The organism is Corynebacterium variabile (genome assembly GCF_006539825.1).
Lineage (GTDB): Bacteria > Actinomycetota > Actinomycetes > Mycobacteriales > Mycobacteriaceae > Corynebacterium > Corynebacterium variabile.
The window spans coordinates 106,843-129,609 of the sequence record NZ_BJNT01000001.1 but is presented as its reverse complement, the minus strand read 5'-3'; the positions used below and the strand labels follow the sequence as shown (position 1 = coordinate 129,609).

23 protein-coding genes are annotated in these 22,767 nt (G+C 68.3%); 14 read left to right on the top strand and 9 right to left on the bottom strand.

Features of this window, described 5'->3' with window-relative positions; translation table 11 throughout:
* Positions 1-41: 41 nt before the first annotated feature.
* Entirely contained in the window at positions 42-671 is a 630-nt protein-coding gene (locus tag CVA01_RS00545) for an Rv1157c family protein (protein ID WP_373862649.1), read from the bottom strand.
* 262 nt (positions 672-933) lie between these two features.
* Between CVA01_RS00545 and typA the strand changes: the two genes are divergently transcribed.
* The 6 genes from typA (at position 934) to dapC (ending at position 7,846) form a co-directional block, all read left to right on the top strand.
* Positions 934-2,844, top strand: coding sequence for a translational GTPase TypA (gene typA, locus CVA01_RS00540; RefSeq protein ID WP_141327797.1), 1,911 nt, complete (start codon positions 934-936; stop codon positions 2,842-2,844).
* A gap of 57 nt (positions 2,845-2,901) precedes the next feature.
* A complete protein-coding gene (locus CVA01_RS00535; RefSeq protein ID WP_141327795.1) occupies positions 2,902-4,887 on the top strand; it encodes an ABC transporter family substrate-binding protein in 1,986 nt (661 codons plus the stop codon).
* Positions 4,887-5,852, top strand: coding sequence for an N-acetyl-1-D-myo-inositol-2-amino-2-deoxy-alpha-D-glucopyranoside deacetylase (gene mshB, locus CVA01_RS00530; RefSeq protein WP_141327793.1), 966 nt, complete (start codon positions 4,887-4,889; stop codon positions 5,850-5,852). The genes CVA01_RS00535 and mshB overlap by 1 nt, the downstream gene beginning before the upstream one ends.
* Positions 5,853-5,855: 3 nt before the next feature.
* Positions 5,856-6,287 (top strand): hypothetical protein, encoded by a 432-nt coding sequence (locus CVA01_RS00525; RefSeq protein WP_014010390.1) that lies wholly within the window; start codon positions 5,856-5,858, stop codon positions 6,285-6,287.
* Between the two features lie 78 nt (positions 6,288-6,365).
* Positions 6,366-6,689 carry a ferredoxin gene (gene fdxA, locus CVA01_RS00520; RefSeq protein ID WP_014010389.1) on the top strand — a complete coding sequence of 108 codons (324 nt, stop codon included), beginning with the start codon at positions 6,366-6,368 and terminating at the stop codon, positions 6,687-6,689.
* A gap of 14 nt (positions 6,690-6,703) precedes the next feature.
* Positions 6,704-7,846 (top strand): succinyldiaminopimelate transaminase, encoded by a 1,143-nt coding sequence (dapC, locus tag CVA01_RS00515; protein ID WP_014010388.1) that lies wholly within the window; start codon positions 6,704-6,706, stop codon positions 7,844-7,846.
* A 124-nt stretch (positions 7,847-7,970) separates the two neighbouring features.
* Here dapC and dapD read toward each other — a convergent pair whose 3' ends face one another.
* A complete protein-coding gene (dapD, locus tag CVA01_RS00510) occupies positions 7,971-8,882 on the bottom strand; it encodes a 2,3,4,5-tetrahydropyridine-2,6-dicarboxylate N-succinyltransferase (RefSeq protein WP_141327791.1) in 912 nt (303 codons plus the stop codon).
* A gap of 18 nt (positions 8,883-8,900) precedes the next feature.
* Positions 8,901-10,355 carry an amino acid permease gene (locus CVA01_RS00505; protein WP_014010386.1) on the bottom strand — a complete coding sequence of 485 codons (1,455 nt, stop codon included), beginning with the start codon at positions 10,353-10,355 and terminating at the stop codon, positions 8,901-8,903.
* Positions 10,356-10,422: 67 nt separating this feature from the next.
* On the opposite strand from CVA01_RS00505, the gene dapE reads away from it, so the two are divergent.
* The 5 genes from dapE (at position 10,423) to CVA01_RS00480 (ending at position 14,952) form a co-directional block, all read left to right on the top strand.
* Positions 10,423-11,571 carry a succinyl-diaminopimelate desuccinylase gene (gene dapE, locus CVA01_RS00500; protein ID WP_014010385.1) on the top strand — a complete coding sequence of 383 codons (1,149 nt, stop codon included), beginning with the start codon at positions 10,423-10,425 and terminating at the stop codon, positions 11,569-11,571.
* A 15-nt stretch (positions 11,572-11,586) separates the two neighbouring features.
* The gene (locus CVA01_RS00495) at positions 11,587-12,354 is read left to right on the top strand and encodes an LOG family protein (protein WP_041630085.1); all 768 of its coding nucleotides are present in this window, start codon (positions 11,587-11,589) and stop codon (positions 12,352-12,354) included.
* Positions 12,355-12,380: 26 nt separating this feature from the next.
* Entirely contained in the window at positions 12,381-12,605 is a 225-nt protein-coding gene (locus tag CVA01_RS00490; RefSeq protein ID WP_014010383.1) for a DivIVA domain-containing protein, read from the top strand.
* Positions 12,602-13,987, top strand: coding sequence for a M17 family metallopeptidase (locus CVA01_RS00485; RefSeq protein ID WP_141327789.1), 1,386 nt, complete (start codon positions 12,602-12,604; stop codon positions 13,985-13,987). The genes CVA01_RS00490 and CVA01_RS00485 overlap by 4 nt, the downstream gene beginning before the upstream one ends.
* Positions 13,988-14,055: 68 nt before the next feature.
* Positions 14,056-14,952 (top strand): methyltransferase domain-containing protein, encoded by an 897-nt coding sequence (locus CVA01_RS00480; protein ID WP_141327787.1) that lies wholly within the window; start codon positions 14,056-14,058, stop codon positions 14,950-14,952.
* On the opposite strand, the gene CVA01_RS00475 is transcribed toward CVA01_RS00480, so the two are convergent.
* Genes CVA01_RS00475 through CVA01_RS00465 form a run of 3 tightly spaced genes read right to left on the bottom strand, consistent with a single transcriptional unit; the run spans position 14,949 to position 17,913 of the window.
* Complete coding sequence (locus CVA01_RS00475; RefSeq protein ID WP_170209643.1) at positions 14,949-16,481, bottom strand: glycoside hydrolase family 32 protein; 1,533 nt, start codon at positions 16,479-16,481, stop codon at positions 14,949-14,951. The genes CVA01_RS00480 and CVA01_RS00475 overlap by 4 nt on opposite strands.
* Positions 16,482-16,501: 20 nt before the next feature.
* Positions 16,502-17,215 (bottom strand): DedA family protein, encoded by a 714-nt coding sequence (locus tag CVA01_RS00470; protein WP_014010379.1) that lies wholly within the window; start codon positions 17,213-17,215, stop codon positions 16,502-16,504.
* Between the two features lie 20 nt (positions 17,216-17,235).
* A complete protein-coding gene (locus CVA01_RS00465) occupies positions 17,236-17,913 on the bottom strand; it encodes an O-methyltransferase (protein WP_014010378.1) in 678 nt (225 codons plus the stop codon).
* Between the two features lie 189 nt (positions 17,914-18,102).
* Between CVA01_RS00465 and sigE the strand changes: the two genes are divergently transcribed.
* The 3 genes from sigE to tatB are packed head-to-tail and all read left to right on the top strand — an operon-like array spanning position 18,103 to position 19,681.
* Positions 18,103-18,729 carry an RNA polymerase sigma factor SigE gene (gene sigE, locus CVA01_RS00460; protein ID WP_141327785.1) on the top strand — a complete coding sequence of 209 codons (627 nt, stop codon included), beginning with the start codon at positions 18,103-18,105 and terminating at the stop codon, positions 18,727-18,729.
* Positions 18,713-19,108: a zf-HC2 domain-containing protein gene (locus CVA01_RS00455; protein WP_141327783.1), complete on the top strand. Its 396-nt coding sequence runs from the start codon at positions 18,713-18,715 to the stop codon at positions 19,106-19,108. The genes sigE and CVA01_RS00455 overlap by 17 nt, the downstream gene beginning before the upstream one ends.
* 45 nt (positions 19,109-19,153) lie before the next feature.
* On the top strand, positions 19,154-19,681 hold the full coding sequence (gene tatB, locus CVA01_RS00450; RefSeq protein ID WP_141327781.1) for a Sec-independent protein translocase protein TatB: 528 nt from the start codon (positions 19,154-19,156) through the stop codon (positions 19,679-19,681).
* Positions 19,682-19,718: 37 nt separating this feature from the next.
* Here the strand turns inward: tatB and CVA01_RS00445 are convergent, their stop codons facing one another.
* From CVA01_RS00445 to CVA01_RS00435, 3 genes are all read right to left on the bottom strand, one after another.
* Entirely contained in the window at positions 19,719-20,849 is a 1,131-nt protein-coding gene (locus CVA01_RS00445; RefSeq protein ID WP_141327779.1) for an Mrp/NBP35 family ATP-binding protein, read from the bottom strand.
* 30 nt (positions 20,850-20,879) lie between these two features.
* Positions 20,880-21,422: a DUF1003 domain-containing protein gene (locus CVA01_RS00440; protein WP_141327777.1), complete on the bottom strand. Its 543-nt coding sequence runs from the start codon at positions 21,420-21,422 to the stop codon at positions 20,880-20,882.
* 73 nt (positions 21,423-21,495) lie between these two features.
* Positions 21,496-22,767, bottom strand: a complete 1,272-nt coding sequence (locus CVA01_RS00435) for a magnesium transporter MgtE N-terminal domain-containing protein (RefSeq protein ID WP_014010372.1) — start codon at positions 22,765-22,767, stop codon at positions 21,496-21,498.

Here is a 22,767-nt window from a genome sequence, read left to right as displayed (position 1 = left end):
TCTACCACGGTGGAACGCACCCGGCCAGGGGTGTGACTGCCCTACGCGACCTGGGTCAGCCCGACGGTCGGCGCGAACTCACAGTTCGCGGGGCCGGATTCCTCGTCGGTGGTGATGCCACCACTTAGTACGGCGACGACCGGGCCGGAGCCGGTGTCCGCGAAGCCGTTGACGGTACCCGGACCGTCGGCGTTGATGCCGGTGGGCGTCAGCGGGGTCTGTCCCATCCGGCCGTTGGCGACATTGAGCCAGTGGACCTGCATGGCGGTGGACTGGTTCGCGGCAGCCGGTCCGGTGCCCAGCGCGGTGAAGATGAAGCCGGTCTGGCCTGCGCCCACGCCGGGGAGCGGGAGGGCGGCCGGGCCGGGCACGGCGATTGCGGTGCCGACGGCGTTCGAGGTGCCGCCGATGCAGTTGGTGGCGACGGTCGGCCAGCCGAACTGGGTGAAGACCGGACCGTTCTCGGGCAGGTCGACGCCGGGTTCGCCGTCGCCGCGGAAGAAGCTGATGACACGCAGGAGCGTGCCGCTGACCTCTTCCGGCATGCCGGGCTGGTTGGCGAAGTTCTCGAGCTGGTTGAGGATTTCAGGGCTCGGGCGTCCCAGGCTGTCCACCGGCGCGGCAGGGAAGACGGGGAGGTTCTGGGCGGAGGCGGACGGGGTCATGGCCATGGGCACGGCGAGGGCCGTCGCTGCGGCAAGAAGTGCTGCAGTCAGGCGGCGGGGACGTCGGGTGGGATGCACGTGGAGCCTTTCGAAAACCTCATGAGTCACATTTATCACTACAGTAACATTAGTCACGCGAAACGGGCGCGCTTCTGTCTGATGAGAAGAATAACGGGAAGAGCGGGTACTCTGTACCCCCGTCCGCATGTCGGGACCGCCGATATGCCTCAATGCTGTTTCTCCCGCTCTATAAGGAAGACCTGGATCTGTGTCACTGACTGAATTCCGTAATGTCGCCATCGTCGCGCACGTCGACCACGGCAAGACCACCCTCGTGGACGCCATGCTGCGCCAGTCGGGCGTTTTCGACCCGCACGCGCAGGTTGAGGACCGTGTCATGGACTCCGGTGACCTGGAGAAGGAAAAGGGCATCACCATCCTCGCCAAGAACACCGCCATCCGGCGCGCTGGCCAGGGCAAGGACGGCTCCGACCTCATCATCAACGTCATCGACACCCCGGGTCACGCCGACTTCGGCGGCGAGGTCGAGCGTGCGCTGTCCATGGTCGACGGTGTCGTCCTGCTGATCGACGCCTCCGAGGGTCCGCTGCCGCAGACCCGCTTCGTGCTCGGCAAGGCCCTCGAGGCCAAGATGCCGGTCATCATCTGCGTCAACAAGACCGACCGCCCCGACGCCCGCATCGACGAGGTCGTCTCCGAGGCCCAGGACCTGCTCCTCGAGCTGGCGTCCGCCCTCGACGACCCGGAGGCCGCCGAGGCCGCCGAGACCCTCCTCGATCTCCCGGTCATCTACACCTCCGGTCGCGCCGGCAAGGCCTCCACCGAGAACCCGGGCAACGGCAACATCCCGGACGCCGAGGACCTCCAGTCCCTCTTCGACGTCATCTACGACGTCCTCCCGGAGCCCTCCGCCGAGCACGACGCCCCGCTGCAGGCCCACGTCACCAACCTGGACTCCTCCAACTTCCTCGGCCGCATCGGCCTGGTCCGCGTCTTCGCCGGTTCCCTGCACAAGGGCCAGCAGGTCGCCTGGATCCACTACGACGAGAACGGTGAGGAGCACGTCAAGAACGTCAAGATCTCCGAGCTGCTCCGCACCGTCGGCGTGGACCGCGTCGCCACCGACGAGGTCATTGCCGGTGACATCGCCGCCATCTCCGGTATCGAGGACGTCATGATCGGTGACACCCTCGCCGACCCGGAGCACCCGGTGGCCCTGCCCCGCATCACCGTCGACGAGCCGGCCATCTCCATGACCATCGGTGTGAACACCTCCCCGATGGCAGGCCGCTCCGGCAACCAGCTCACCGCCCGCGTGGTCAAGAACCGCCTGGACCAGGAGCTCATCGGTAACGTCTCCATCAAGGTCCTGCCGACCGAGCGTCCTGACGCCTGGGAGGTCCAGGGTCGTGGCGAGATGGCGTTGTCCATCCTCGTCGAGACCATGCGTCGCGAAGGTTTCGAGCTCACCGTCGGTAAGCCGCAGGTCGTCACCAAGACGGTCGACGGCAAGCTGCAGGAGCCCTGGGAGCACATGATCATCGACGCTCCCGAGGAGCACCTCGGTGCCATCACCCAGCTCATGGCCGCCCGTAAGGGCCGCATGGAGGGCATGGACAACACCGGCAACGGCTGGATCCGGATGACCTTCCTGGTCCCGGCCCGTGGCCTCATCGGCTTCCGCACCATCTTCATGACGGAGACCCGCGGCACCGGTATCGCCAACAGCTACTCCGCCGGTTACGACGCCTGGGCCGGCGAGATCAAGGACCGTCCGAACGGTTCCCTGGTCGCCGACCGCACCGGCCAGATCACCGCCTACGCGCTGACCCAGCTGGCTGACCGCGGTTCGTTCTTCGTCGAGCCGGGTACCGAGACCTACGAAGGAATGGTCGTCGGCCAGAACAACCGCGACGAGGACATGGACATCAACATCACCAAGGAGAAGAAGCTCACGAACATGCGTTCCGCCACCGCGGACGCGACCGTGACGCTGGCCAAGGCCCGCAACCTCTCCCTGGATGAGGCCATGGAGTTCTGTGGCCACGACGAGTGCGTCGAGGTCACCCCCGACGCCATCCGCGTCCGTAAGTCTATCCTCGGTGCCACCGAGCGTGGTCGTGCGGCGTCCCGCGCGAAGCAGCGCGACAAGAAGTGATCGAGATCCGGTAGTCGCCCCTGTCAGAAGGGGCACTGGTGAGAGGAGCCGTCGGGAGTGGTAGAGAACAGTCGCCCCCGGCGGCTTCCCGCTGTCATGGCGGCGCTCAGTGCCGCGGGGTTGGTCGGGGCGGTCCTCGTCGGCTGTCAGGCGCGTCCCTCGGACGCGCCGACCGTCGCTGCACCCCAGACCGCCAGCACCACCCAGGAAGAGACCGAGGAGCCGGGCACGGTGCCCGATGAGCTCCGGACCGTCACGGTCGGTCTGGACAGTATCCCCGGCGACCTCAACCCCCACCTCATCGGCTCACGGTCTCTGGCGACCAGCGTCGTCGCCCAGCTGACCCTGCCCAGCGCCTTCACCGTGCCCGCCGGCAGCGCCTCCGGTGCCCGGACCGAGCGCAACACCGACCTGCTGGAGTCCGTGAAGGTCACCGAGGGGACCGAGGTGGCGCCGACCAAGGTCCGCTACGTGCTGCGTCCCGATGCCCAGTGGTCGGACGGGACGCCGGTCACCGGTGCAGACTTCGACTACCTCCACCAGCAGATCACCGGACGCTCCGGTGTGGTGGACCCGGCCGGCTACGCGATGATCGACAAGCTCTCGGTCTCCGCGGGAGGACGCACGGTCGACGTGACCTTCACCGGACCTGACCCTGACTGGCGGGAGCTTTTCGCCGACCTGCTGCCGAGCCACATCTACCGCACCGAGGACCGCAGTTTCGACTCGATGATGTCCGGTGTGCCCGCGGCGTCCGGCGGGATATTCCGGGTCCGCGGGGTAGACACCGCCCGTGGTGAAATCCGCCTGGACCGTAATCAGCGGTACTGGGGGGAGACGCCCGCACGTACTGACAGCATCGTGCTCTCGGCGGTGCCGGATTCCCGCACCGCCACCCAGATGCTGCGGACCGGTCAACTGCAGATGCTGTTGACCGGGGAGCAGGGGGTGACCACCGAGTCGTTGGCCGCTGTACCGGGCCTGCGCGTCCGGGAGATGACGCGGCGTCCTGACCTGGTCATGACCCTGAACACCACCGCTCCGCGGATGGCCTCGCTGACCAACCGCACCCGGGTGACCGACGCGCTCGACGCCGATGCCCTGGCCCGCATCCTCACCCAGGATCCCTCCGCGACGGCGCCGGGAACCGGCGTCGCCGCCGATGACGGCGAGACCGGCAGTACGGGCCGCGACGGCTCCCCGGCAACTCCCGCCCTGCCGACGGTGGGCGGTGAGCTCACCCCGTTACGGATCGGGGCGGACAGCGGGGACGCCACGGCGGTCGAGGCCGCCCGACGCGTCGTCGACCAGCTCACCGCTGCAGGCATCGCCGCTGAGCCGGTCATCCGCCCCTCGGCCGACCTCTACGGATCCTTCCTCCCCGCCGGGGAGGTGGACGCCGTCATCGCCTGGCAGGAGACCCCGGAGACTCTCAGCGAGCTGCGCAGCCGCTACGGCTGTGACACCACGGACCGCTCAGTGTCGAGGCCGTCCACCGGACTGCCCTCGGTGACCGCCGTGCCGACCTCGGAGTCGCAGTCCACGGAACCCACGGAAACCACGGCAGCGACTGAATCGACGGAATCGACGGAGACTCTGGAACCCACTGAATCCGGGGAGCCCACCGAATCCGCTACCGAGGGGGAGGACGCCGCCACCACCGGCCGCACCGTCAACACCTCGGGCCTGTGTTCGGCCGAGATCGACGGCATCATCGACGCCGCACTGCTCTCGGTGGAGGGCCTGTCCGAGGACGGGGTCAGCTCCCTAGTCGACGCCACCGTGGAGCGGGTCTCCGATGCCGTCGCCGAGCAGCGGATCGACGTGCCGCTGACCAGGGACCGTCGGGTCATCGCCGCCGGGCGCGACCTCGTCGGCCCGGAGCCCCGACTGGCGGACTGGCCGCTCGACCGGGACACCGGCCCGTTGGCCTCCGCCGCCACCTGGCGACGCGCCGAAGAGACGTCCGCGTCCTCGTCGCCCACGTCCCCGACGGCCGCGGCGCCCACGACCTCAACCACCACTGACGAAGAAGACGACTGATGACCGACCAGAACCTGCAGGGCCTGCGTGTGCTCGCCGTGCACGCCCACCCAGACGACGAGTCCCTGTGGACCGGCCTCGCGCTGACCCACTGGGCCCGACGCGGTGCCGAGGTCACCGTGGTGACCTGTACCCTCGGTGAAGAGGGTGAGGTCATCGGGGACAAGTACCAGGGCCTCGTCGCCGACCGTTCCGGACTGCTCGGCGGCTACCGCATCGCCGAACTCCAGCGCGCCCTGGCGGCGCTGGGCGTCAACCACGACGGGACCACCGGGTCCGCCAGGCCCCGCTTCCTCGGCGGCGTCGCACACTGGCGGGACTCGGGCATGGCGGGTACCCCGCCGGCCGATCATCCCCGTGCCTTCGTGCGTTCCGGGGACGCCGCCGTCGATGCCCTGCGTGCCGAGATCGTCGCACTGCGTCCGCATGTCGTCGTCACCTACGGACCCGACGGCGGCTACGGCCACCCCGACCACATCCGTGCCCATGAGATCACCCACGCCGCGGTCGCCGCACAGGCGGACGCGGGGGAGTGGACCCCGGCGAGGATCTGGTGGTGCGTCACCGAGGCCGAGAAACTCGAGGCCGGCCTGACGGAACTGCGTGCAGCGGGCGAACCCCCGGCAGACTGGCGGTGGCCGCTCGACGGCGAGCTGGCCAGCGTCCCGGCGTCCTCGGTGGACGCCCGCGTCCTCGGCAACGCCGAGGACCTCGCGGCGAAGCAGGCGGCCATGGTCGCCCACGCCACCCAGCTCTGGGTCGCCGACGGTTCCGCCGGCGATGTCATCGACACTCCCCGGACCAGCTCAGACGGCGCTCCGGTGCCGTTCTGTCTGTCCAACCTCATCACCCAGCCGCTCCTCGGCACGGAGAGTTTCACGCTGGGCGAACGGCGGGACGGCGAGTCTGGACTTTCGGGCGAAACACTGGACAGACTAGACTGTCTATTCGCTGAAGGGAGGTAGCCGATGTACACCACAGACGAACCCCACTGGGGTGATCCGGAACGCCGTCAGGTACGCCGGGACACGACCCGCGCCGAACGTAGGGCGGGGATCATCTGGTTGTGCGTCGGGGCACTGGCCGCGGTTCTGCTCGCGGCCCTCTACCTCGGCTCCAGGATCACGGTCGGAGACACCGCCGTGCCCTTCCCGTGGCCGCTGGTGGCCACACCGTGGTTCCTGGTGGTGCTGACGAAGACGGCACTGCTGTGGACCGACAACCGCTCCCTTGCGGCCGCCCCGATGTGGACCTGGCTGGCGGGGTACCTGATCCTCGTGTTCTGGCCCGCCATCCCCGGTCTCGGCGGAGACACCATCCTGGGTGGTTCCCTGACCACCCTGCTTCTCCTGCCGCTCGGACTGGCCGGCGGCGGTTGGGCATTGCTGCGGTTGAAGTGACAAGATGAGATCTGCCCGAAGCAGTACTGACGACCTGCGGAGGGCGATCGTGACGAGTTTCCCAGAAAGTGACAATCAATGACCTACGTAATCGCGCAGCCCTGCGTCGATGTGATGGACCGGGCCTGTGTGGAGGAATGCCCCGTCGACTGCATCTACGAGGGCAAGCGATCGCTGTACATCCACCCCGACGAGTGCGTGGACTGCGGCGCCTGCGAACCGGTGTGCCCGACCGAGGCCATCTTCTACGAGGACGACCTCCCCGACGAGTGGGAGGACTACATCGACTTCAACACCGCGTTCTTCGACGATCTCGGTGACCCGGGCGGAGCCGCCAAGCTCGGCCCGCAGGACTTCGATCCCGAGGGCATCAAGAACATGCCGCCCCAGAACCAGGACTAGAAGGAACTCCACCGATGACCGACGCAGCGCGACCCCGCCGACGCACCCTCTCCGCCGAACTCCCCGATTTCCCGTGGGACTCCCTCGAGGGGGCGAAGGCGACAGCGGCCGCGCATCCCGACGGCATCATCAACCTGTCGGTCGGTACCCCGGTAGACCCGGTCGCGCCCTCGATCCAGCTGGCCCTGTCGCTGAACGCCGGCGAGCCGGGCTACCCGCAGACCATCGGCACCCCGGAGCTCCGGGCCGCTGTCGTGGCGGCCATGGAGCGACGCTTCGGCGTCCCCGGCGTGGAGACCGCACAGGTCCTGCCTGTCGTCGGAACCAAGGAAGCCATCGCCTGGCTGCCCTTCATCCTCGGTGTGGTCCCCGGCCAGACCGTGGTGATCCCCGAGCTCGCGTACCCGACCTACGAGGTCGGGGCGAAGATCGCCGGGGCGGACGTCCTGCGCAGTGATTCGCTGCTCAAGATCGGCCCGGCCACTCCGGCGATGATCTTCCTCAACTCCCCGGCGAATCCGCACGGCAAGGTGCTCGGAGTCGACCATCTCCGCAAGTTCGTCGAGTTCGCCCGCGAACGCGACGTCATCGTCGTCTCCGATGAGTGCTACCTGGGTCTCGGCTGGAACGGGGCTGAAGAGGATGCACCGGTCTCCATCCTGGATCCCCGGGTCTGCGACGGGGACTTCACGAACCTCATCGCGGTCCACTCCCTGTCGAAGACCTCGAACCTGGCGTCCTACCGTGCCGGTTTCCTCGTCGGCGACACGGACCTCATCGCCGAGGCCCTCGCGGTGCGGAAGAACGCCGGCCTCATGATGCCCGGACCGATCCAGGCCGCCACCGTCGCGGCCCTCGAGGACGATGACCAGGAGACCCTGCAGAAGACCCGCTACCGGCAGCGTCGTGCACTGCTCGCCGCAGCGGTCGAGGACGCGGGCCTGCGTATCGACGATTCCGAGGGCGGCCTCTACCTGTGGGCCACCGAGGACCGGCCCTGCCGAGAGACCGTGGACCGCCTCGCGGCACTCGGCATCCTCGTCGCTCCCGGTGACTTCTACGGCCCCGCGGGAGCGCAGCACGTGCGTATCGGCCTCACCGCCACGGACGAGGACATCGCGAAGGCCGCCCAGCGGCTCAGCACGCTGGAGCAGTAGATACCGGTTCTCCGGCCCCCCGTTCCGCTCAGAAGTCCTCACCATTCGGGGTGCACCCCGAATGGTGAGGACTTCTGTGTCCCGACCACCCGGAGGCGGTTCAGGAGGCGACCAGAGTCAGGGTTCAGTTCTTGTGGAGGGCGTCGTTGAGCTCCACGGACCCGGTCGCACGCGGCACGGCCTCGACCGCACCGGTGAGCGAGTTGCGGCGGAAGAGCAGATTGGACGCACCGGAGAGGGTGGCGGCCTTGACGACGTCACCGTCGAAGGCGACCTTCGTGCCGAAGGTGATGTACAGACCGGCCTCGACGACGCAGTCGTCGCCCAGGGAGATGCCGACGCCGGAGTTCGCACCCAGCAGGCAGCGCTTGCCGATGGAGATGACCTGCTTGCCACCACCGGACAGGGTGCCCATGATCGAGGCGCCGCCGCCGACGTCCGAGCCGTCTTCGACGACGACACCGCCGGAGATCCGCCCCTCGACCATGGAGGAGCCGAGCGTGCCGGCGTTGAAGTTCACGAAGCCCTCGTGCATGACGGTCGTGCCCTCGGCGAGGTGGGCGCCGAGGCGGACACGGTCGGCGTCCCCGATGCGCACGCCGGTGGGCACGACGTAGTCGACCATGCGGGGGAACTTGTCGATCGAGTAGACGGTGACCTGGCCGCGGGCCTGCAGCTTCGCGCGGGTGGCCTCGAAGCCTTCGACGGCGCAGGGGCCGAAGTTGGTCCAGACGACGTTGGTGAGCCTGCCGAAGAGGCCGTCGAGGCTACAGCCGTGGGGCTGGATGACGCGCCCGGAGAGAAGGTGCAGACGCAGATAGGCGTCGGCGGAATCGGCCGGGGCGTCGTCGAGGTCGGCGATGGTGGTGTTCACCACGACGCGGTGGACGCCGCGGTCGGCGTCCTCACCCACCAGATGGGACAGGTCGAGCGGGGTGGCGGGGGCGTCACCCAGGCCGAATTCGGGGTACCACACGTCAAGGACGGTGTCGTCAGCGGTCAGGGTCGCGATGCCGGTTCCGTAAGCAGAGGTCATGGCATCACAGTGTACCGGTCAGTTACCGGCGGTCTCGTCAGACCTGTCACGCAGGGCATCGTCGGCGAACCGGTCGTGGTGCCGGGTGACCCAGTACCCGAGCGCGGAGAGCAGGCCGAAGGCGACGACCACCGTGATGACCTGCTGGCGGGCACTCTCGTCGAAGAGCATGAGGACGGTCAGGCCGAGCAGTGCGACGAAGGTGAGGACCGGGAGCGCGGGCCAGAACCACATCTTCAGCTTCAGGGATCCCTCCGCCTTCAGCAGCGGACGCAGCTTGAGTTCGGACAAGACGATCATGAACCAGATGACGAGCAGTGAACCGCCGACCGCGTTGAACAGGATGTTGATGAGGTTCTCCGGTCCCCAGACCTGCAGTCCGACGGAGATGAAGGCGAAGACCAGGGAGCAGATGACGGCGGGGAGCGGGACCTTCTGTGTGGAGAGCTTCCGGAAGACCTTCGGGGCGTTGCCCTGCCAGGAGAAGGAGTACATCAGACGCGAGGTGGCGTAGATCTGCGCGTTGAACGCGGAGAGCAGCGCCAGAACGATGACGATCTCCATGATCCCGACGATCGCGGGGACATCGGCCATGCTGAGCACCCGGGTGAACGGCGAATTGGAGGCGTCCTCCTCGTCGGCGAGATCGGTGTAGTTGATCAGCGTGGTGATCACGGCGACCGAACCCAGGTAGAAGACCATGATGCGCCAGACCACCGCGCTGACCGCGGAGGTGATGGCCTGGGCGGGCTTCTCGGACTCGGCCGCGGCGATGGTCACGATCTCGATACCGCCGAAGGCGAAGGCGACGGCGAGCAGGCCGGCGGAGACGCCGGAGATCCCCTCGGGAGCGAACGGGGTGAGGTTGTCTGTGCCGACGGACTCGTGACCGGGCAGCCAACCAAAGATGAGCAGGGCGCCGATGACGAGGAAGGCGATGATGACGGCCACCTTGACGAAGGAGAACCAGTACTCGAATTCACCGAAACCACGCACGGCGAAGAGGTTCACGACGGTGAAGAGCACCACGCAGACCAGGCCGGGGATCCAGCCTTCCACGCCGAACCACTTACCCATGATCGCGCCGGCGCCGGTGATCTCGGTACCCATCACCATGATGAGCATGAACCAGTACAGCCATCCCAGGGAGAAGCCGGCCCAGCCGCCGAAGGCCTGGCGGGCGTAGGTGGTGAAGGTACCGGAGGCAGGACGGGCGGCGGCCATCTCGCCGAGCATCCGCATGACGAAGACGACGACGATTCCGGCGACGACATAGGAGAGCAGGACAGCCGGTCCGGCCGCCTTGATGCCGACACCGGTGCCGAGGAACAGGCCCGCACCGACGGCGGACCCCAGTCCCATCATCGTCAGGTGACGGGTCTTGAGCCCGTGGCCCAGTTCGCCCCGGGTTTCTTCTGCGGTCGCGGTCTCGGACGCAGGTGATGCTGCGGAACCGCCCAATGAACTACTCATGAACACTCATTCTGGCACAGTGCCTGTGACCCGCTGCACCACTGTCACCTCTACGATGGGGGTCACGATGAACGAAAAGACTGCACAACTCGATCTCACCCTCGATCCGGTGTCACTCACCGCCGCGTTGGTGGACATTCCCAGCCGGTCCCACGAGGAGACCGTGATCGCCGACACCCTGGAGTCCGGACTCGTCCGGCTCGCCCTGCCCGGGGTCACGGTGGACCGCCGGGGGAACACGGTCATCGCCCGGACGCACCGTGGACTGCCCACCCGTGTCATCCTCGCCGGCCACATCGACACCGTTCCGCCGGCGGACAATCTGCCGTCGCGACGGGGTCCGGACGCCGCGGGCGCAGACTGCATCCACGGGCTCGGTTCCGTAGACATGAAGTCCGGGGACGCGGTGTACATCCACGCCTTCGTCACCCTCGCACAGTCAGATGACCTGGCCCAGGACCTCACGCTCGTGCTCTACGACGGTGAGGAGGTCGCCTCGCGCTACAACGGCCTGAAGAAGGTCGCGGACACCGAACCCGGTCTGCTGGCCGGTGACGTCGCCCTGCTCGGTGAACCCTCCGGTGCCGTCATCGAGGCGGGCTGCCAGGGCACACTGCGGCTGAAGGTCACCGCCCACGGCACCCGGGCCCACTCCGCCCGTGCCTGGCTCGGGGACAACGCCGCCCACCGGCTGTCCCCGGTGATCGCCAGGATCGCGTCCTACGAACCCCGCGACGTCGACATCGACGGCTGCCTCTACCGTGAGGGGCTCAACGTGGTGCGACTGGAATCCGGGGTGGCGACCAACACCATCCCGGACGAGGCGTGGCTGTTCGTGAACTTCCGTTTCGCGCCGGACCGGTCGGGGGAGGAGGCCCTGGCGCACACCCTCGACGTCCTGGGCGTCGGCACCCCCGAGGAACCGGCGGACGGGTTCTCCCTGGAGATCGACGACCTGTCCCCGGCCGCCCTGCCCGGACTGCACCGGCCGGCCGCCGCCGCACTGGTCACGGCCACGGGCGGCAATGTCCGGGCGAAATACGGCTGGACCGATGTCGCCCGGTTCTCCGTCCTGGGCATTCCCGCGGTGAACTTCGGCCCCGGTGACCCCGGCCTGTGCCACACCCCGCAGGAGAACTGCCCGGTCGAGATGATCACGACCGTCAGCGACCAGCTCATCAGCTACCTCACCACTCCGCCGGAGATCCCGGCCTGACAGAGAGGACCCACCATGGCTCCGATCAGACCGAACGACCCCTCGTACTTCTACGAGGGACCGGTCATGCGACGCGGCGAAGGCCGACGCATCGCCCCGACCACCACCACAGACCAGCGACTGCTCGGCGAACAGCCGAACTCGGACTGGCTGCACACCGACCCCTGGCGGGTGATGCGTATCCAGTCGGAGTTCGTCGAGGGCTTCGGCGCGCTCGCCGATATCCGCCATGCCGTCACGGTCTGGGGTTCTGCGCGGACCCCGGAGGACCACCCGTGGTACCGGCTGGGCGTGGACACCGGACGCCTGCTCCACGAGGCGGGCTACGCCGTGATCACGGGCGGCGGCCCCGGCCTGATGGAGGCGGCGAACCGTGGCTGCTCCGAGGCCGGCGGCCTGTCCGTGGGCCTGGGCATCGAGCTTCCCCACGAGCAGGGGCTCAACGAGTGGGTCAATCTGGGCCTGAACTTCCGCTACTTCTTCGTCCGCAAGACGATGTTCGTCAAGTACGCCCAGGCGTTCATCTGTCTGCCCGGCGGCTTCGGCACGCTCGACGAACTCTTCGAGGCCCTCGTCCTCGTCCAGACCGGCAAGGTCAGCGAGTTCCCGATCATTCTCGTCGGCACGGACTACTGGGGCGGACTGGTGGACTGGATCCGCTCGCGGATGCTCGACGAGGGGCTCATCAGCGAGTCCGACCCGGACCTGCTGTACGTCACCGACGATCCGGAGGACGCCGTGAACCGGGTGGTCGCCGCCCACGCCGGACGTCGGCTCCGATGACCCTCCGGTGAGGTAGGCTGACCGCCATGTACCTGCTCATCACCGTCATCGCCGCGCTGCTGGTGGGCCTCGTCCTCGTCGCGCTGGTCCAGACCGCATTCGGTCGGCCCGAAGAGGTGGCGGAGAGCACGGACGACAGTGACGGACCCCGCTTCCGGGTGGTGCGTCGCGGCTACGACATCGCCGAGGTCGACTACTACCTCGACACCCTGCAGGACAGGGGCCAGGACAGGAGCACTGCGCAGGAATGAGCACCACGATCCCGACCCTCGCCTCCGGCGCCCCCGCCACGGGCTCAGAGGTCATCGACTGCCGAATCATCGTCCGCGCCACCCCGTCCGCTGTGGTCCGCCCGGCCGCTGACGGCGTCTGGGAGGTTCAAGTCCCGGAACATCCCGTCCCGCTGACCGACCTTGCGGAGCTCCCGGAAGAACCCAGGCTCGGTGACGACGGGTGGCGCGACGCGGGGTCCCGGCTCGTCCGACGACTCACCGACCTGGTCGCCGTCCACCCGGTCAAGGCGAAGCGGCACCTTGTCCAGGTCCACGTCCCGGCGTCCACCACCCGACGCAACCTGCGCAACCTGGCGCAGGGGCTGGTCGGTGCCGGTCATACGCCGCTGGCAGGGGCTCCGGAGGCGGACCTGGCCGTTCCTGCCGTGAGGGACATCCGGATCGCCCTTTCCGCCGTCTCCGGCGACACCGCCTCCGCCGCCGACCGGGAGCTCCGGCTCGGTGCCGAGCTCGGCGCCGCCGCCGCACTGGCCGACGCCCTCGGCGCGGTGCCGGACGGTTCCATGACCCTGGACTGGTGGCGGCAGCAGACCCGGGCCCTGTTCCACGGGCGTCCCGGCGTGCGGGTGAAGGTCCGCACCGGTGACTGGCTGGAACGTAAGGGCCTCGACGGGGTGCGGGCCGCCAGTGCGGACCCGTCGCGTACCGCCGGGCTCGTCGAGATCACGTGGGACCCCGCCGCCGCCGACGGCGAACTCACCGATGACCGTCCGGACGCCGTACTTGTCGGTGGGGCAGTGGTCCCGGCGGTGCTCAGCGCCCTGTCCCGCCTGCACTCCCCGCAGAAGGTCATCGGCCTGGTGCCGGTCACCGGTCTGCCCGCGGACCTGAGGCCACCACTGACCGGGAGGCCCGAGGAGGTCGTCACCCACGTCGGTGGGAGGACAACCACCCTGCACGTCACCGGAGACGAGACCGGGCGGGCCGAGACCGTGTCCCGGCTCGCCACCGCGGACGCGCTGGCCTACGGGGTACAGCGCCACCGTCCGCGCCGGATCATCAGTGCCGGCCCGACGTCCACCGGGGCGAAGACCGCCCTCGGTACCCGCACCGGTGCGCTGTTCACGGAGGACCCGGTACTCGCCCGTCGGCTCACCCTGCGTGGGGCGAAGGTGGGGGAGCGGTGGTGGCCGATGCCGCTGCCGACCGACATCGCACCGGAACCCGATGGTCCCGACCTGCTCAACTCCGCCCTGTATCTGCGTGGTTTCACCGGGGATGTCACCCATATCCACCTGGACTCCGCCGGACCCGCCGCGGCCACGACTCCGGCCGGGGACACCGTGAGCGGTGTCACGGGGTTCCCGGCCCGTACCCTTGTAGAGTGGCTCCGTAAATAGCGGTCATCCACACTGACCCACCCCACCTGTTCTGACCCACATTGTCTGTCCGAGGAGAATTCCCAACCGTGCTGTCCGATGTCATCGATCTGCTCGCCGATCCGGTCGACGGGACCCCGCTGCGTGCCGGGGACGAGTCCTGGCGGACCATCGTCTCGGGATCCGGTCACAGCTACGACGTCGCCCGTCAGGGCTATGTCACCCTCGTCGGCGGTGCAGGGCTGCGCTACACCGGCGATGACGCCGACATGATCACCGCCCGTGAGGCATTTCTCGCCGGCGGACACTTCGCCCCGTTCGTCGAGGCGGTGTCCGACGCTGTCGCCGATGTCCTCGACGACAACCACGTCTCCGAGAATGACCGACCTTCGGTCGTGGAGATCGGCGCCGGTACCGGGTACTACCTCGCCCATACCCTCGACGCGGTCCCCGGCTCCCGGGGCATCGGCATCGACGTCTCCGTGCCGGCGGCCAAGCGGCTGGCCCACTGCCACCCGCGGGTCGGTGCCGTCATCGCCGACGCCTGGGCCCGGCTGCCGCTGCGCGATGACAGCATCGACGCCGTGACCGTCATTTTCGCCCCGCGCAACGCCGCAGAGTTCGCCCGGGTCCTCACCCCCGAGGGACAGGTCGTCGTCCTCACCCCGGACGTCGGACACCTCGGCGAGCTGCGCGCCCCGCTCGGCATCATCGACGTCGAGGAGGGCAAGGTCGAACGGATGATCACCCAGGCATCCGGCTACCTCGTGCCGGTCGGCGAGCCGGAGCATGTCGAGTTCGTCATGCACCTCGACCAGGCGTCCATCGCCGCACAGATCGGGATGAGCCCGTCGGCCCGACACATCCACCCGAAGGTGCTGGCGGAGCGGATCGCCGACCTTCCCCCGGTCATGGAGGTCACGGCACGTGCGACCGTGACCCGACTCGCCCGCGACCCCCGCACGCTGGGCTTCAACGGATCCTAGTCCGCCACATCCCCGGCGCTGAGCTCCGTGGCGAGATCCCGGTCCGCCAGTGCCGCCTCGGCGATGAGACGCTCCTGCTCCTCCGGGTTGTCGAGCTGGGCCAGTCGACGCTGCAGACGGCGTCCCAGTGACTCCATCGCCGACAGGACGCGGGCCCCGGCGGCGGTGTCCACCCGGAACTTCGCGAACGGCGCTTCGCCGTGGAGCGAACTGGTCAGCGAGACAAGCCCGCCGTCGGCGAAGACCTCGCACACCGGACCGTCGACGAGGATGGTGAGGGTGTCCGAGTCGCCGTCGGCCAGCTCTGCGGTGCGTACGTCACCGGAACCGTCCCTGGAGGGCCTGGAGACCTTGACACGGTCGCCGGAGTGCCGCACGGTGGCCAGCATTCCGTCCTTCTCATCGAGGAGGGAGACAGTCACCGATCCGGCGGAGACGTCGAGCTGGGCGGTGAAGACGGCCGCGCGGTCGGTGTAGGAGCGTACCGCCGACGGTACACCGACGATGTCCTGGTGCAGGTGCCCGCCGCGCAGGGTGAGGAAACGGGGGACCGACAGGCAGTTCGCCCAGGTAGCTGAGCCGTTGCCGGGGAAGGTCCCCACCAGGCCCACGATGACAGGCTGGACGCCCGGGATACCCTGGACGACCCTGGGCCGGGTGAAGTCGTGGCCGTTGTCGAAGAGCTGGAACCCGGTCTCGACCGTGAAGACTGTCCCGGAGAGGGTACCGACCAGGTAGCCCGCGTTCTCCCCGACGCTCTCTTCGCCGCCGTCAGCACCGTCTGCCGGGTAGGTGATGAACAGTACGTCGCTGGTCTCGTCGGTGAGTTCGTCGCTCATGGTGACGATACGCGGGGCGAAAGGGCGTCCCTCCGGCACGGCGGCGTCAGGGGAGTCCCCGGTGATCTCCAGCGGACCGAGGACGGTCCAGAGCTGCCGGTCACCGGAGGTGAGCACGACGATGTCGGCGGCGGTGTCGTCGACGAGGTCAAGGGCGACCATCAGCCAGCCGTCGTCGTGCCGGATGACGCTCGGAGTCACCAGTGCGGTGACCGGGTGGGCTGAGTCGTCGATCTCCACCGGACCGAGACGGTCGACCTCCCGGCGTACGACGCTCGGGTCATCGGAGACGTCGTCGGAGATGGCGGCGAGATCGGAGATCCGGGCGCGTTGGATCCGGAAGTCCCGGGGGCCGCGCCGGCCATGGGGCAGATCGGAGCCCCGGACAGCCTCCCCGTCGGTGGGGGTGGTGGTCACGAAGAACAGTTCCACGGTGCCGTCACCGACCAGGACGGAGGATCCGGCCAGGCAGTCGATCTCGTCGCCTTCGGGAGCGAGGACGTCGTCACAGACGTCCCAGCCGTAGGGGAGACCGGTCGCCATCTGGTGCGCCCAGCGGGCGCCGGAGTCCGGGGTGGGTCGGAACTGGTGGAAGACGTGCAGGGCATCACCCTGCCTGACGGCTCCGGCCGGTGCCTCGAGGACACCGGTCTCCGCGGTCACATGGAGTTCAGGTCGAAAGCGATTCACGAACCCCTGTATACCAGCGGTCAGGAGGCGGGCGGCGGGACCGGGGCTGTGGTGGCGGAGTCTGTGCCGTTCACGCCGGTAGTGGCTCCTCCGGCGGACGCGGCGTCCTCCCGCCCCTGGCGGCGTCCGCGCCACCATTCCAGGGCCAGCGGGATCACCGACAGTGCGATGAGCAGGATGATGATGAGGTCGACATGGGCGCGGATGAAGTCCACACCGCCGAGGAAGTACCCGGCGACGGGAATGATGCAGGCCCAGGCCACGCCGCCGATGATGTTGTAGGGAATGAAGCGGCGGCGTTCCATACCGCTGATGCCGGCGAGGACCGGGACGATGGTGCGGATGACCGGGACGAACCGGGCGAGGATGACCGCGTGCGGGCCGCGGGTCGCGAAGAAGTCCTGTGCCTTGCCGATCCGTTCCTCGCCGATCAACCGTGCCGCCCGGGAGCGCAGGATCGGCGGGCCGGCCCACCGTCCGATCTGGTAGCCGGTCTGGTCGCCGATGACGGCGAAGACGACGGCGACGGCCAGGAGCTGCCACAGCGGGAACACGGGGTTGTCCCCGCCGGTGAACAGTCCGGCGACGAAGAGCAGGGAGTCGCCCGGCAGGAAGAAACCGATGAGCAGCCCGGTCTCGGCGAAGAGGACCAGGGCGATGCCGATCAGTCCGAAGCTCGAGACGATGTGCTCGACGTCGGTGACGCTGTGATAGAAGTCGGTGATGGAATTCACCGGAGGAACGATAGCACCGTTCAGCGCCGGGTGATGACTGTCATGCCCGCACCCAGCGGCAGCCGTGAGGTCGAGACGGTGCCGGCGTCCACCAGCTCGCGCAGGTGGACCTCGGCGGCGCGGGCGGCCTCGGTCTGACGGTCGGTCCGGGCCGGATCCCCGGGCGCGCCGTCGAGGAGGGCGTCGAGAAGCACGAGGACGCCACCGGTGCGCAGCGCCGGCAGGGCATTGTCGACCGCGGCGGAGAGCAGCTCAGGGTCCACGTCGGCGACGATGATGTCGTAGGAGTCGGTCGCCAGGCGGCCGATGCCGTCGAGTGGGGCGGAGGGCACGAAGCGGAAGGCGGTGGGACGCAGGCCCACGGAGGTGAAGGCCTCCTTCGCGAGCTTCTGATGCTGCGCCTCAGGGTCGATGCAGGTGACGTGGCCGACCGGCTCCTTACCGGCACCACGGAACCCGGCGAACAGATACAGGCCGATGACACCACAGGCCGGGGACATGACCACGGCGCTGGGCTGGGCGGAACCGGTCGCGCGGGCGGCGAGGAACGAGAGGAACTCGCCGGTCGCGGCATCCGGGCTCAGCAGACCGAACTCGTCGGCGGCGGTCTGCGCCCGGTCGAGGTTGTCGTCGGAGGCGGCGGTGCCGTTGATGTAGGTGCGCACGGCGTCGAGGGCTGATCCGGTATTGACATTCACAGGGCCCAGCTTAGGGGGAGGCCACCCCCGACCGACGGAGGAGGTACCGGCGAGTCGGGGAAAGCGCTGTTCGTCTGGGGTTGCCGTCCTGTATGTTCGTCGGTGGAACAAGTAGTCTCCGCGGTATGCCGGTGGTTCACAGAGAACGTCCAGCCGGTCCGTACCGCACCTCAACCCCGGTGACCCAGAATGGAACGCATGACTTCCGCAGTGTCCCCCGACCCCACCTCCGGTGCCTCCGCCGACGGCGACCCAGTCTCCGGCACCGGCGCCTTCGACCGCGGAGAAGCGGACATGCCGGAGTGGGGGGATCTCGTCGCCGAGCACGCGGACGGTGTCTACCGCCTCGCCTACAGCCTCTCCGGTAACCGGCAGGACGCCGAGGACCTCACCCAAGACACCTTCATGCGCGTCTTCCGGTCGCTGAAGAGTTACCGCCCCGGGACCTTCGAGGGCTGGCTGCACCGCATCACCACAAACCTCTTCCTCGACATGGTCCGCCACCGGGCCACCGTCCGGATGGAGGCACTGCCCGAGGACTATGAGCGGGTCGCCGGGGAGCACCCCGGCCCCGAGCGCGTCTTCGAGTTCAACCACCTCGACCCGGCACTGGCCCGGGCACTGGACGACCTCTCACCGGAGTTTCGCGTGGCCGTGGTGCTCTGTGACGGACTGGACCTCAGCTACGAGGAGATCGCCGACACCCTCGGACTGAAGATGGGTACCGTGCGTTCCCGGATCCACCGGGCCCGTGCCCAGCTGCGGGCGGCCCTGGACCGGACGGCCGGGGAGCTGAGCTATGTGGTCGGGAAATGATGTCGGCCATCTGACGACCGAAGCTGTCGCAGCACTGGTGGACGGAGAGTTGTCCGCCGGTGCGGAAAGCCGCGCGAAGGTGCACCTGGTGCACTGCAGTGACTGTCGCGAGGAGGTCCGCGCACAGCGCCAGGCGGCGGCACGCATGCGTGACCAGGCAGGCACGATGTCTGAGGTCCATGCCCCGGGGGCGTTGCTCGACAGGCTGACCGGGATCCCGGCGTCCTGCGGGGAGCGGGATGCCGCGTCCGGCGACGCGGACGACCACGACGGGGTGGGGCTCGACGGGCGCCGACGCCCTGAGTCGCTGGGTGCCAGGTTGTCCACCTCTGTACGTCGCATGCTGCGTGTGTCGCAGACTGGGCGGGGTCGGCGGTAGAATCACCCGGGTCAGGGCACAGAGCAGGAAGTCAGGTGGAACACGGTGTTCTCCAGCGTCGGATGGGGCGAGATCCTCATCCTGGTTATCGTCGGCATCATCGTGGTCGGCCCGGAACGGCTGCCCCGGATCATCACGGACGTCAAGGCGATGATCCATGCCGCGCGGGGTGCGATCACCTCGGCGAAAGAGGAACTGGGGGATGACTTCAAGGAGGACTTCGAGGACTTCCGTAAGCCGCTGTCGCAGATCAACGACATGCGGCGCATGGGGGCCCGCGGTCTCGTGAGCAAGGCCCTGCTCGACGACGACCCCGAGTTCTTCCGCGACATCGAGGCCTCGGCCCGCGGGGTCAGCAGCGCGGTCACCGGTCAGGGTGGGTCGGCTTCTGCGTCCACCCGGTCCACCGGGGCCTCCAGTCAGGCACCTGCAGCGTCGGTTGAGTCCGCTGCGCCCGCTGAGACTACTGAATCTTCTGAGTCTTCCGCAGCCGGAGACACCACCGCCGCCGGTCAGAAGAAGACCGACGGCGGAGCGGACTGGGGAGCCATGGACGAGGGGGACGTCCTCTAGGACGGTTTCCCTCATCGTGGCGGGGTACTACGGGGGATCAGTTCCGGGTGACGCCGAGGTTCAGCGGGCGTCCTGCCAGCGACTGACGGCGGGTCACCAGCTTGTCGGCCAGCGCGACGAGAGCGACGCCGGCAGGTGAGTCCGGCTGGGACACGGCGATCGGGTTACCCACGTCACCCCCGACGCGCAGGTCCGGGTCCAGCGGGATCGAGGCCATCAGCGGTACCGGGGAACCGGTGATCTCGGACAGCCGGTCGGCGACGTGCTGACCGCCACCGGAACCGAAGACATCCATCACGGTCCCGTCGGGCAGAACCATGGCGGCCATGTTCTCGATCACACCACCGATGCGCTGCCGGGTCTGCTGGGAGATCGAGCCGGCACGCTCGGCGACCTCTGCGGCCGCGGCCTGCGGGGTCGTCACGATGAGCAGTTCGGCGTTCGGGACCAGCTGTGCCACCGAGATCGCCACATCACCGGTACCGGGCGGCAGGTCGAGGAGAAGCACGTCCAGATCGCCCCAGAAGACGTCGGAGAGGAACTGCTGGATCGCTCGGTGCAGCATCGGTCCGCGCCAGATGACCGGGGAGTTTCCCTCGAGGAAGTGCCCGATGGAGATCAGCTTCACGCCGTGCGACTGTGGCGGGATGATCATGTCGTCCACCTGGTTCGGCAGGGCGGTGGAGCCCATGAGGTGGGGCACGGAGTGACCGTAGATGTCCGCGTCGACGATGCCGACGTTGAGCCCGCGCGCGGCCAGCGCGGTGGCCAGGTTCACGGTGACGGAGGACTTGCCCACACCACCCTTACCGGACGCCACGGCGTAGACCCGGGTCGTCGAATCCGGCTGGGCGAAGGGGATGACCGGTTCCGTGGTCGAGCCACGGACCTTCAGACGCAGCTCGCGACGCTGCTCATCGGTCATCACGTCGGTGGTGACGGTGGCCTTCGTGACCCCGTCGACACTCTCCGTGGCCTCCCGCGTGCGGTCGGTCAGGGTGGATTTCATGGGGCATCCGGCGATGGTGAGATAGATCTCGACCGCGACCTCGTCCCCGTTGACGGTCACGGATTTCACCATGCCGAGATCGGTGATGGGGCGGTTGAGCTCCGGGTCCTCAACCGACGACAGCGCGCTGCGGACAGCCTCTTCAGTGACAGTAGACATCACCCGGCATGTTACACCCGGCCGACCGGATCACCGAGGCCGGTCAGAGTGGCCGTCCTGGCTGTCATGGTCGTCATGCTCGCGGTCCTCGAGCTTGTCCTCGATACGGTGGAGCAGATCGGTGAGGTCGTCGAGTTCATGACGCAGGTAGTCGCGGGTCACGTTCTCACCCACGGCGATCCGCAGGCCGGCGAGCTCACGGGCGAGGAACTCGGTGTCCGCCTTCGTTTCGGCGGTGCGCCGACGGTCCTCGTTGAGGGAGACGCGGTCGCGGTCGTCCTGCCGGTTCTGGGCGAGCAGGATCAGAGGTGCAGCATAGGCGGCCTGCGTCGAGAAGGCCAGGTTGAGCAGGATGAACGGGTAGGGGTCCCAGTTCCACCACATGCCGCCGATATTGAGCAGGATCCAGATGATGACGAATACGGTCTGCCACAGGAGATAGCTGCCGGTGCCGAGGAAGCGGGCCACCCGTTCGGCGCCGACACCGATGGCGTCCCCGTCGAAGGAGAACAGCTTCTTCCGTCGTGCCCCGGTGGGGGTGTCCAGGTCGGTGCGGGCGTAGTTGTCCGGCACGGTTCCTCCTTCGAGCGGTGGTCAGGCTGCAGTTGCGCCGTGGATGTGCAGTGGAAGTGCGAGGGTCCGCCGGTCAGGCGGGGGAGCGGAGTTCCCGCCAGTCGTCGTCACGCCAGTCCTCGGGGAGGAGGTCGTCGAGCAGGTCGTCGACCGCCACCGCACCGAGCAGGTGCTGGTTGTCGTCCAGCACCGGTCCACAGACCAGGTTGTAGGTCGCGAAGTAGCGGGCGGCGGTCTCGATCGAGTCATCGGTACGCAGGGCGGGGAGATCCAGGTCGAGGATACCGCCGATCAGCGTCGACGGCGGTTCGCGCAGCAGCTTCTGCAGGTGCACACATCCCAGGTAGCGTCCGGTCGGGGTGGCCTGCGGTGGACGCACCACGAAGACCAGAGAGCTCAGTGCCAGCGGGACCTCCGGGTTACGGGCGTGGGCCAGTGCCTCGGCCACGGTCGCCTGCGGAGTGAGGACCAGCGGCTCCGGGGTCATCAGTGCACCCACCGTGTCCGGCGAGAAGTTCATCAGACGACGCACCGGCTCGGACTCCTCCGGGTCCATGAGCTCCAGCAGGACGTCAGCTTTGTCGTCGGGCAGTTCACCGAGCAGGTCGGCGGCGTCATCCGGGTCCATCTCCTCGAGGATGTCCGCGGCACGCTCGATGGTCAGTGTCTCCAGGATCCCGGTCTGTTCGTCATCGGGCAGCTCGGCGAGAACGTCGGCCAGTCGCTCGTCGGCGAGCTCACCGGCGACCCGGTAGCGACGGTCGACCGGCAGGTCGTGGAGGGTCTGCGCGACATCGGCGTTGCGCATCTCCTTGAACTCGGCGATGAGTTCGGCGTCCGCGTCCTGCGGGCCTGCGCCGGAGGCGGAGAGGCCGTGGACGTGGGAGAACGGGACGATCGCCGGTGAGGACCGCCGACCGAGTCGGCCGCGGGTGATCACCGCGACGCGGCTGATGTCCCACTCGCGGGTGCGGGTGAGTTCCAGCTCGACATCGGAGATCTCCACCGCCCGACCGGTGAGATGCTCATGCTCCGGGTCGTCGATGTGGACGCGGGCACCGATGAGATCGTCCATGACCGAGACCTCGCCGGACCGGGATTTGAAGGGACGCAGACTCACCGAGCTGGTGTTCATCGTCACCTCCGACGGATCGATCGAGGCGATACGGAGCATAGGGAGGAAGATCCGGCGCTTCCCTGCGACCTCGACGACAAGTCCGAGGGCACGCGGACGACGGGCGCCGATACTCACGACCACGTCCCTGACCCGGCCGACGGACTCGCCGTCTGCACCGAGCAGGATCATACCGGCCAGTCGACCGGCGAAAACTCGCGAAGCACTCAT

Excerpts from the sequence above, each read along its gene's own strand:
- CVA01_RS00545 (WP_373862649.1), bottom strand. The coding sequence starts at position 671 with ATGGCCATGACCCCGTCCGCCTCCGCCCAGAACCTCCCCGTCTTCCCT.
- mshB (WP_141327793.1), top strand. The coding sequence starts at position 4,887 with ATGACCGACCAGAACCTGCAGGGCCTGCGTGTGCTCGCCGTGCACGCC.
- CVA01_RS00525 (WP_014010390.1), top strand. The coding sequence starts at position 5,856 with ATGTACACCACAGACGAACCCCACTGGGGTGATCCGGAACGCCGTCAG.
- fdxA (WP_014010389.1), top strand. The coding sequence starts at position 6,366 with ATGACCTACGTAATCGCGCAGCCCTGCGTCGATGTGATGGACCGGGCC.
- dapC (WP_014010388.1), top strand. The coding sequence starts at position 6,704 with ATGACCGACGCAGCGCGACCCCGCCGACGCACCCTCTCCGCCGAACTC.
- dapD (WP_141327791.1), bottom strand. The coding sequence starts at position 8,882 with ATGACCTCTGCTTACGGAACCGGCATCGCGACCCTGACCGCTGACGAC.
- CVA01_RS00505 (WP_014010386.1), bottom strand. The coding sequence starts at position 10,355 with ATGAGTAGTTCATTGGGCGGTTCCGCAGCATCACCTGCGTCCGAGACC.
- dapE (WP_014010385.1), top strand. The coding sequence starts at position 10,423 with ATGAACGAAAAGACTGCACAACTCGATCTCACCCTCGATCCGGTGTCA.
- CVA01_RS00495 (WP_041630085.1), top strand. The coding sequence starts at position 11,587 with ATGGCTCCGATCAGACCGAACGACCCCTCGTACTTCTACGAGGGACCG.
- CVA01_RS00490 (WP_014010383.1), top strand. The coding sequence starts at position 12,381 with ATGTACCTGCTCATCACCGTCATCGCCGCGCTGCTGGTGGGCCTCGTC.
- CVA01_RS00485 (WP_141327789.1), top strand. The coding sequence starts at position 12,602 with ATGAGCACCACGATCCCGACCCTCGCCTCCGGCGCCCCCGCCACGGGC.
- sigE (WP_141327785.1), top strand. The coding sequence starts at position 18,103 with ATGGAACGCATGACTTCCGCAGTGTCCCCCGACCCCACCTCCGGTGCC.
- CVA01_RS00455 (WP_141327783.1), top strand. The coding sequence starts at position 18,713 with ATGTGGTCGGGAAATGATGTCGGCCATCTGACGACCGAAGCTGTCGCA.
- CVA01_RS00445 (WP_141327779.1), bottom strand. The coding sequence starts at position 20,849 with ATGTCTACTGTCACTGAAGAGGCTGTCCGCAGCGCGCTGTCGTCGGTT.
- CVA01_RS00435 (WP_014010372.1), bottom strand. The coding sequence starts at position 22,767 with ATGAGTGCTTCGCGAGTTTTCGCCGGTCGACTGGCCGGTATGATCCTG.